This is a genomic window from Zavarzinia sp. (assembly GCF_049306435.1).
Classification (GTDB): Bacteria; Pseudomonadota; Alphaproteobacteria; order Zavarziniales; family Zavarziniaceae; genus Zavarzinia.
The window spans coordinates 1-8,940 of the sequence record NZ_JBAQRT010000091.1; the positions used below are offsets into that span (position 1 = coordinate 1).

General features: G+C 67.2%; 9 protein-coding genes. 8 read left to right on the forward strand and 1 reads right to left on the reverse strand.

Annotated elements, in window-relative coordinates:
• Positions 1-243 (reverse strand): hypothetical protein (locus WAZ62_RS04655; protein ID WP_422642354.1); only part of this gene is annotated, 243 nt, incomplete at its 3' end.
• 231 nt (positions 244-474) lie between these two features.
• On the opposite strand from WAZ62_RS04655, the gene WAZ62_RS04660 reads away from it, so the two are divergent.
• From WAZ62_RS04660 to WAZ62_RS04695, 8 genes are all read left to right on the forward strand, one after another.
• Entirely contained in the window at positions 475-744 is a 270-nt protein-coding gene (locus WAZ62_RS04660; protein WP_422642355.1) for an exodeoxyribonuclease VII small subunit, read from the forward strand.
• On the forward strand, positions 734-1,651 hold the full coding sequence (locus WAZ62_RS04665; RefSeq protein WP_422642356.1) for a polyprenyl synthetase family protein: 918 nt from the start codon (positions 734-736) through the stop codon (positions 1,649-1,651). Before WAZ62_RS04660 ends, WAZ62_RS04665 begins: the two co-directional genes overlap by 11 nt.
• 18 nt (positions 1,652-1,669) lie before the next feature.
• On the forward strand, positions 1,670-3,601 hold the full coding sequence (gene dxs, locus WAZ62_RS04670) for a 1-deoxy-D-xylulose-5-phosphate synthase (protein ID WP_422642357.1): 1,932 nt from the start codon (positions 1,670-1,672) through the stop codon (positions 3,599-3,601).
• Between the two features lie 36 nt (positions 3,602-3,637).
• Positions 3,638-4,171 carry an O-acetyl-ADP-ribose deacetylase gene (locus WAZ62_RS04675; protein ID WP_422642358.1) on the forward strand — a complete coding sequence of 178 codons (534 nt, stop codon included), beginning with the start codon at positions 3,638-3,640 and terminating at the stop codon, positions 4,169-4,171.
• Positions 4,172-4,390: 219 nt separating this feature from the next.
• Positions 4,391-5,848, forward strand: a complete 1,458-nt coding sequence (gene arcD / locus WAZ62_RS04680; RefSeq protein ID WP_422642359.1) for an arginine-ornithine antiporter — start codon at positions 4,391-4,393, stop codon at positions 5,846-5,848.
• 23 nt (positions 5,849-5,871) lie between these two features.
• Positions 5,872-7,092 (forward strand): arginine deiminase, encoded by a 1,221-nt coding sequence (locus WAZ62_RS04685; protein ID WP_422642360.1) that lies wholly within the window; start codon positions 5,872-5,874, stop codon positions 7,090-7,092.
• 16 nt (positions 7,093-7,108) lie between these two features.
• On the forward strand, positions 7,109-8,110 hold the full coding sequence (gene argF, locus WAZ62_RS04690; RefSeq protein WP_422642361.1) for an ornithine carbamoyltransferase: 1,002 nt from the start codon (positions 7,109-7,111) through the stop codon (positions 8,108-8,110).
• A 4-nt stretch (positions 8,111-8,114) separates the two neighbouring features.
• Positions 8,115-8,940, forward strand: an 826-nt coding sequence (locus WAZ62_RS04695) for a carbamate kinase (protein WP_422642362.1), incomplete at its 3' end; no start/stop codon positions are given.

Genomic DNA, 8,940 nt, shown 5'->3' on the forward strand with positions numbered 1-8,940 from the left:
TCCCGGCAGGCAGCAGCCACCGCTGCCCGGACCACCGGGCGGGGCCTTGGCCGGGGCACCGCCGGTGCCGGGGATCTGGGTCGAGCACAGCGGCCCCATCAGGGCGGCCAGACGACCCAGCGGCGTATCGGCGGCGAGCGCCGTGGTCAGCGGCTGAAGGAACAGGAGGACAGCCGCCAGCAGGGCGATGCGCGCGCGCAAGGCCTGGCCGTTCCGTCTTTCCGTCGCTGGCTGACGCTTCATGCCTCGCGCTCCTCTCGTCTCTGCCTAGCACGGCGGGGGCGGGGCGGGAAGGAGGAGGCCGTGGGACCAGGGGCGCGGGCGGCGCGACGATTCCGCCCGCCCCCGGGAGCATGGCGGACCTGTTCCGGCTTGTCAGACCCGCCCAAGGCGGTTAGGACATCGATAAGGCGGTGCCCGATCTCCGCCCGTGCCGTAGGTCAACCGAGGGCGATGATGCCTGCCGAACCCCAGATGCCGCCCAAAGACGCCCCGCCCGCCGACGCCCTTCCCGCCGACATCGCCGGCCTCAGTTTCGAGGCGGCGCTGCGCGAGTTGGAAGCGATCGTGCGCCAGCTCGAGGACGGCAGGGTCGATCTCGAGGCCTCGATCGAGACCTATGGCCGGGGCGCCCTGCTCAAGCGGCACTGCGAAGCGAAACTGGCCCAGGCCAAGGCAAGGGTCGAGGCGATCATGGCCGGACCCGACGGCGAATTTGCGACGAAGGCTTTCGATGCCGGCTGATCCCGTGATGACCGAAGACATCCTGTCGCCCGCCCTGGCCGAAGCCGCGAGCGATATCGAAAAGACCCTGGAGCGCCTGCTGCCGCCGATCATCGGGCCGGAAGCCCGTCTCCTCGAAGCCATGCGTTACGCGACGCTGTCGGGTGGCAAGCGGCTGCGTCCGTTCCTGACGCTGGAGGCGGCCGGCATTTTCGACGTGAAGCGCTCCTGCGCCCTGCGGGCCGCCGCCGCCCTCGAATGCGTGCATTGCTACAGCCTCGTCCATGACGATCTGCCGGCGATGGACGACGACGATCTGCGCCGTGGCAAGCCGACGGTGCACAGGGCATTCGACGAGGCGACCGCCGTGCTCGCCGGCGATGCCCTGCTGACCTATGCCTTCGACGTGCTGGCCGGGCCCGAGACTCACGACGATCCGCGCGTCCGCCTCGAATTGGTGGCGATTCTCGCCCAGGCCTCCGGCCCCCATGGCATGGTGGGCGGACAGGTTCTCGACCTTGCCGCCGAGAGCCCGGGGGCCGATTTCGACCTTGGCCAGGTCACGCGGATGCAGAAGATGAAGACGGGCGCCCTCATTCAGGCCGCCGCCGAAATGGGCGCCGTGCTCGGCCGCGCCAGCCCGGAGGCCCGCACCTCCCTGCGCGCCTATGCCCATGACCTCGGCCTCGCCTTCCAGATCACCGACGATCTTCTGGACGTCGAGGGCCGGGTGGAAAATACCGGCAAGGCCGTGGCCAAGGACGCCGCCCGGGGCAAGGCCACGTTCGTCTCCATCCTCGGGGTGGAACGGGCGCGGGCCCAGGCCGAACGCCTGGCCGAACAGGCGGTGAACCACGTCGGCATGTTCGGCAAGCGGGCCGACCGGCTGGCCGCGCTGGCGCGTTTCGTCGTCGACCGCAAATCCTGATCCGGTCGCTTTGAGGACATGAACACGGTGTCAATCAGTCCGCCGCTCACCCCTCTCCTGGACCAGGTTTCCGGGCCGGAGGACCTGCGCAAGCTGGCCGAGGAGGATCTGCCTCAGCTGGCGGCCGAATTGCGCGCCGAGACGATCGACGCCGTCTCCATCACCGGCGGCCATCTCGGTGCCGGCCTCGGCGTGATCGAGCTGACCGTCGCCCTCCATTATGTCTTCGAGACCCCGCGCGACCGGCTGATCTGGGATGTCGGCCACCAGGCCTATCCGCACAAGATCCTGACTCATCGCCGCGACCGCATCCGCACCCTGCGCCAGGGCGGCGGCCTGTCGGGCTTCACCAAGCGGGCGGAAAGCGAGTACGATCCCTTCGGCGCCGCCCATTCCTCGACCTCGATCTCGGCCGGCCTCGGCATGGCGGTGGCGCGCGATCTTCAGGGCGGTGACAATCATGTGATCGCCGTGATCGGCGACGGCGCCATGTCGGCCGGCATGGCCTATGAGGCGATGAACAACGCCGGCTCGATGGACAGCCGGCTGATCGTCATCCTGAACGACAACGACATGTCGATCGCGCCGCCGGTCGGCGCCATGAGCGCCTATCTGGCGCGGCTGATGTCATCCCGCTCCTATGTCAATTTCCGTCATCTGGCCAAGCAGATGATGCAGCGCTTCCCCAAGAGCTTCGAGCGCACGGCGAAGCGCGCCGAGGAATATGCCCGGGGCATGGCCTCGGGCGGCGGCACCCTGTTCGAGGAACTGGGCTTCTATTACGTCGGCCCGATCGACGGCCATAATCTCGAGCATCTGCTGCCCGTGCTGCGCAACGCGCGGGATGCCGGCAATGGCCCGATCCTCGTCCATGTCATCACCCAGAAGGGCAAGGGCTATCCGCCCGCCGAAGCCGCCGCCGACAAGTACCATGGCGTCGTCCGCTTCGATGTCGCGACCGGCGCCCAGGTGAAGGCCAAGCCGAACGCGCCCCAATATACCCGCGTCTTTTCCGACGCCCTGATCCATCTCGCCGAGAAGGACGAAAAGATCGTCGCCATAACGGGCGCCATGCCCTCCGGCACCGGCCTCGACCGTTTCGGCGAGCGTTTCCCCAAGCGCTGCTTCGATGTCGGCATCGCCGAGCAGCACGCGGTGACCTTCGCCGCCGGCATGGCGACCGAAGGGTTGAAGCCGGTCTGCGCGCTCTATTCCACCTTCCTGCAGCGCGGCTACGACCAGGTGGTGCATGACGTCGCCATCCAGAAACTGCCGGTGCGCTTCGCCATCGACCGGGCGGGCCTCGTCGGCGCCGACGGGCCGACCCATGCCGGCTCCTTCGATCTCGCCTATCTCGGCTGCCTGCCCCATTTCGTGATCATGGCGCCCTCGGACGAGGCGGAACTGGCGCGCATGGTCGCGACTTCCGCCGCGATCGACGACGCGCCTTCCGCTTTCCGCTTTCCCCGGGGCGAAGGGGTCGGCATCGACATTCCCGCCGATCTCCAGCCGCTCGAGGTCGGCCGGGGCCGCATCGTCCGCGAGGGCAGCCGGGTCGCCATCCTCTCCCTCGGCACCCGCCTCGGCGAGGTGCTGAAGGCGGCCGACACGCTGGCCGCGCGCGGCATTTCGGCGACCGTCGCCGACGCCCGTTTCGCCAAGCCCCTCGACGAAGACCTGATCCGCCGTCTCGCCCGCGAGCACGAGGTGCTGGTCACCATCGAGGAAGGCTCGGTCGGCGGCTTCTCCAGCTTCGTGCTGCATTTCCTCGCCCGGAACGCCCTGCTCGATCGCGGGCTGAAAGTCCGGCCGATGGTCCTGCCCGATATCTTCATCGATCAGGACAGCCCGAATGCCATGTATGACACCGCCGGCCTGAACGCCCGCCACATCGTCGCCGAAGTGCTGGCGGCGCTGGGCGACGAAGCGGCGGCCAAGGCGCGGGCCTAGCACCTCGTCTGTTTCGCCTTGTCGCGAAGACCTCATATGGCCAACGCCAGTCTCATCGCCGTGAAGGCGGACATCACCACGCTGAAGATCGATGCGATCGTCAATGCGGCCAATTCGTCGCTTCTCGGGGGTGGCGGCGTTGACGGGGCGATCCATCGCGCCGCCGGGCCGGATCTTGTGCACGAGTGTCGGCTGCTCGGTGGTTGTAAGACCGGTGATGCCAAGCTGACCCGGGGGTATCGCCTGTCGGCGACATTCATCATTCACACCGTGGGGCCAGTTTGGCGCGGCGGCATGAACGGCGAGCCGGATCTTCTCGCATCCTGCTATCGCCGGTCGCTTGAAATAGCGGATCGTCATGAAATCAGGACGATCGCCTTTCCAAGTATCAGCACCGGCATTTTCGGCTATCCGATCGGGCTCGCCTCGGAAGTCGCGGTACGGACGGTCAGGGAAGCCGTAGCCAGAATGTCGATCTTGGACCAGGTCATCTTTTGCTGTTTCACGGCTTCGGATCTCGCGGCCTATGAGGCTGAACTCAAGCGCGGCAATCAGCCCTCCGCGCCCTGAAAGTCGGATGGTTTGGTCAATCCTGCCGACCTTCGGGGGGGCGCGTAGCGCTCCGGTCTGCTTCTCCTTTGTCATCATCATGATGTGATCGCCATCTTTCCCCCGTTCGCGGGGGCAAATGAACCCGGCTTGACTTCGCTCAAGGAACGGGTGCCCACTCTTTGCAATCCTCGGGCAGCCAACCACACGGTTGGAAACAAGAAGAAGAGGAACCGCGTCATGACGGTGACCACGCACGCGGCCGACTTGCGCTCGGCCGACACGAAGAAACTTCATCTCGGCATGCTGTCCGCCATCGTCGTCGGCTCGATGGTCGGCGCGGGTGTCTTCAGCCTGCCGCAGAACATGGCCAATGGCGCCGGGCCGCTGGCGATCATGATCGGCTGGGGCATCACCGCCGTCGGGATGCTGGCGCTGGTCCTCGTCTATCGCGCCCTGTCCACCCGACGGCCGGAACTCGATGCCGGTCCCTATGCCTATGCCCGCGCTGGCTTCGGCGATTTCCTTGGCTTCAACAGCGCCTGGGGGTACTGGCTGTCGGCCTGGATCGGCAATGTTTCCTATGCCGTCGTGCTGTTCTCGGCGCTCGCCTATTTCGTGCCGGTCTTCGGCGACGGCAATAGCTGGCAGGCGGTGGTCGGCGCCTCGGTCGTGCTGTGGGCCATTCATTTTCTCATCCTGGGCGGCGTGCGCCAGGCGGCGGTGGTCAATCTGATCACGACGGTCGCCAAGATCGCGCCGATCGTGCTGTTCGTCGCGGTCGCCGTCGTCGCCTTCAAGATGGATACCTTCAACCTCGACCTGTCGGGCGCGACCAATACCGACCTCGGTTCGGTGATGACCCAGGTGAAGAGCACGATGCTGGTCACCCTCTGGGTCTTCATCGGTATCGAAGGCGCCAGCGTCGAATCCGGCCGGGCCGAGCGCCGCGCCGATATCGGCCGGGCGACGGTCATCGGCTTCCTGACTTGTCTCGCCCTCTATGCCCTCGTCTCGCTGCTCTCGCTCGGCATCATGACCCAGCCGGAACTGGCGGGCCTGAAGAACCCGTCCATGGCCGGCGTCCTCGAACATGTGGTCGGGCCGTGGGGCGCGGTGGTGATCAATCTCGCGGTCGTCGTCTCGGTTCTCGGCGCCTTCCTCGCCTGGACCATGCTGGCGGCGGAAATCCCCTATGCGGCGGCCAGGGACGGCACCATGCCGCGCTTCTTCGCCGGCGAGAACAGCAAGGGCGTGCCCGCCAACTCGCTCTGGGTCACCAATGGTTTCGTCCAGCTGTTCCTGATCGTCACGCTCTTCGCGCAGAGCACCTATCAGGCCCTGTTCTACATCGCCTCTTCGGCGATCCTGGTGCCCTATGTCTTCTCGGGCGCCTTCGCCGCCAAGCTGGCGCTGACCGGCGAAAGCTACCGGCCGGGCGAGTCGCGGATGGGGGCCCTTTTCGTCGGGCTGCTGGCCACGGTCTATGGCCTGTGGCTGATCTATGCCGCCGGACCGACCTATATCTTCATGTGCGCCATGCTCTACGCCCCGGGCATCCTGATCTACATGAAGGCCCGCCAGGAACAGGGCGGACGCGCCTTCACCCCGGTCGAAGCGCTGATCGCCGTCGGTCTCGTGGTCGCCGGCGTCGCCGCCGCCTATCTGATCTGGCACGGCGACATCAGCCCGCTCTGACCCCCGGCGAAGGAGATCGCATCATGCAACTCGGTGTCCACTCCGAGATCGGCCGCCTGCGCGAAGTGATCGTGCACCGGCCCGACCTGTCGCTGCGCCGCCTGACGCCCGACAATTGCCACGCCCTGCTGTTCGACGACGTGCTGTGGGTGAAGAAGGCGAGGCAGGAACACGATGCCTTCGTCGACGCCATGCGCGAGCGGGATGTAACCGTCCATGTCTTTGGCGAATTGCTGGCGAAGACCATGGAGGACAGGGAAGCCCGGGACTGGCTGCTGGACCGGCGCCTGTCGCCGACCATCGTCGGGCCGGATTTCGCGGATGAATTGCGCGGCTGGCTGGACGAAATGCCGGCCGCCCAGCTTTCCGCCGTGCTGGTGGGCGGCATCGCCCGGGGCGAATTGCCCTTCCTGCCCACCGGCCTGACGGCCAATGCGATGGAGCCGAAGGATTTCGTCCTGGCGCCGCTGCCCAACCAGCTGTTCACGCGGGACAGTTCCTTCTGGGTCTATGGCGGCGCGGCGGTCGCTAGCCCCTTCTGGCCGGCGCGCCGGCCGGAGGCTGCCAATGTCGCCGCCATCTATCGCTTCCATCCCCGCTTCAAGGATGCGGGCTTCGAGATCTGGCGCGATGTCGTCGATGGCGATCCCGGATTGTCGACCATCGAGGGCGGCGACGTCATGCCGGTCGGCAATGGCGTCGTGCTGATCGGCATGGGTGAACGGACGACACCGCAGGCAGTCGCCGGCCTTGCCTCCCGCCTGCTGAATTCGGGCGGCGCGGCCAAGGTGATCGCCGCCCTGATGCCGCGCGACCGCAGCTTCATGCATCTCGACACGGTCTTCACCTTCTGCGACCGGGACAAGGTGACCCAGTTCCCATCGGTGGTCGACCGCATCCGTCCCTTCGTGATCGAGGCGGGCGCGGGGCCATCGGGCATCGCCGTCCACGAGGAGACGAGGCCTTTCCTGACCGTGGTCGCCGAGGCCCTGGGCATCAAGCACCTGCAGGTGGTCAACACCGGCGGCGATGCCTTCGAGGCGGAGCGGGAGCAATGGGACGACGGCAATAACGTCGTCGCCCTCGCCCCCGGCGTCGTCGTCGCCTACGACCGCAACGTCTATACCAACACCCTGCTGCGCCGCGCCGGCGTCGAGGTCATCACCATCGAAGGCTCGGAACTGGGCCGGGGGCGCGGCGGCGGCCATTGCATGACCTGCCCGATCCTGCGCGACCCCGCCTGACACAAGAGGATATCCCATGCCGATCAACCTGCGCGGCCGCAGCGTCCTGACCCTCAGCGACTTCTCGCCCGATGAAATCCGCTTCCTGCTGCGCCTGGCGCAGGAGCTGAAGGCGGCGAAATATGGCGGCTTCGAAGTGCCGCGCCTGACCCGCAAGAACATCGCCCTGATCTTCGAGAAGGACTCGACCCGCACCCGCACCGGCTTCGAGGTCGCGGCCTATGACCAGGGCGCCCATGTGACCTATCTCGGCCCGTCCGGCTCGCAGATCGGCCACAAGGAATCGATGAAGGACACGGCCCGGGTGCTGGGCCGGGTCTATGACGCCATCGAATACCGGGGCTTCGGCCAGTCGATCGCCGAGGAACTGGCGCGTTACGCGGGGGTGCCCGTCTACAACGGTCTGACCGACCAGTCGCATCCGACCCAGATCCTCGCCGACTTCATGACCATGCGGGAATTCACCCACAAGCATCTGTCGGATCTTGGTGTCACCTTCCTGGGCGACGGGCGCAACAATGTCGCGCGCTCGCTGGCGGAAGGCGCGGCCAAGGTCGGCATCGACATGCGGATCGCGGCGCCCCGCGCCCTCTGGCCCGATGCCCCCTTCGTCGAGGCCGTGAACCGCATGGCGGCGGAGAACGGCGGCAGCCTGACGGTGACCGAGGATATCGGCGCGGCGGTGAAGGGGGCGGATTTCCTCTATACCGACGTCTGGGTGTCGATGGGCGAGCCGGACAGCATCTGGGCCGAGCGCATCGCCCAGCTCACCCCCTATCGCATCACCCGCGAGGTCATGGCGGCCAGCGGCAATCCTTACGTCAAGTTCATGCATTGCCTGCCCTCGTTCCACAATGCCGAGACCGAGGTGGGCGCCGACATCGCCAAGCGCTACGGCATCGACTGCATGGAAGTGACCGACGAGGTGTTCGAGAGCCCCGCCTCCATCGTCTTCGACCAGGCCGAGAACCGGATGCACACGATCAAGGCGATCCTCGTCGCCACGATCGGATCGTAGCGCCATGCGGATCGTCGCGGCCCTGGGCGGCAATGCCCTGCTGCGCCGGGGCGAAGCCCTGTCGGCGGCCAATCAGGCGAGCAACGTGAAACTGGCGGCGATCAGCCTCGCGCCCCTCGTCGAGGCCGGACACCAGGTGGTGATCACTCATGGCAATGGTCCCCAGGTCGGACTCCTCGCCCTTCAGGCGGCGGCCGGCCCGGCCGATGGGGATCAGCCGCTCGATGTGCTGGACGCCCAGTCGGAAGGCATGATCGGCTATCTGATCGAGCGCGAGATGCGCAATCTGCTCGGGCCCACGCGCCGGGTCGCGACCCTGCTGACGCAGGTGCGGGTCGACCCGCGCGACCCCGCCTTCAACCATCCGACGAAGCCGATCGGCCCGGTCTGCGACGATGCCGGGGCGGCCCGGCTCTCGGCCAAGGGCTTCGCCATCGCCCGCGATGGCACGGGTTGGCGCCGGGTTGTGGCCTCGCCCGCGCCGGCCGAGATTCTGGTGGCGCCGGTCGTCGCCGATCTGGTCGATGCCGGCGTTCTGGTGATCTGCGCCGGCGGCGGCGGCATTCCGGTCATCCGGGACGAGGCCGGCCACCTCCAGGGCATCGAGGCGGTGATCGACAAGGATCTGGCCAGCGGCGTGCTCGCGCGCTCCTTGCGCGCCGATCTCCTGATGATGCTGACCGATGTCGAGGCGGTGATGCTGGACTGGCACCAGCCGGAAGCCCGCGCCATCGCGGAAGCCTCGCCGCAAGCCCTCGCCGCCCTCGATTTCGCCGCCGGCTCCATGGGGCCGAAGGTGGCGGCGGCGATCGCCTTCGCGCAGGGCGGGC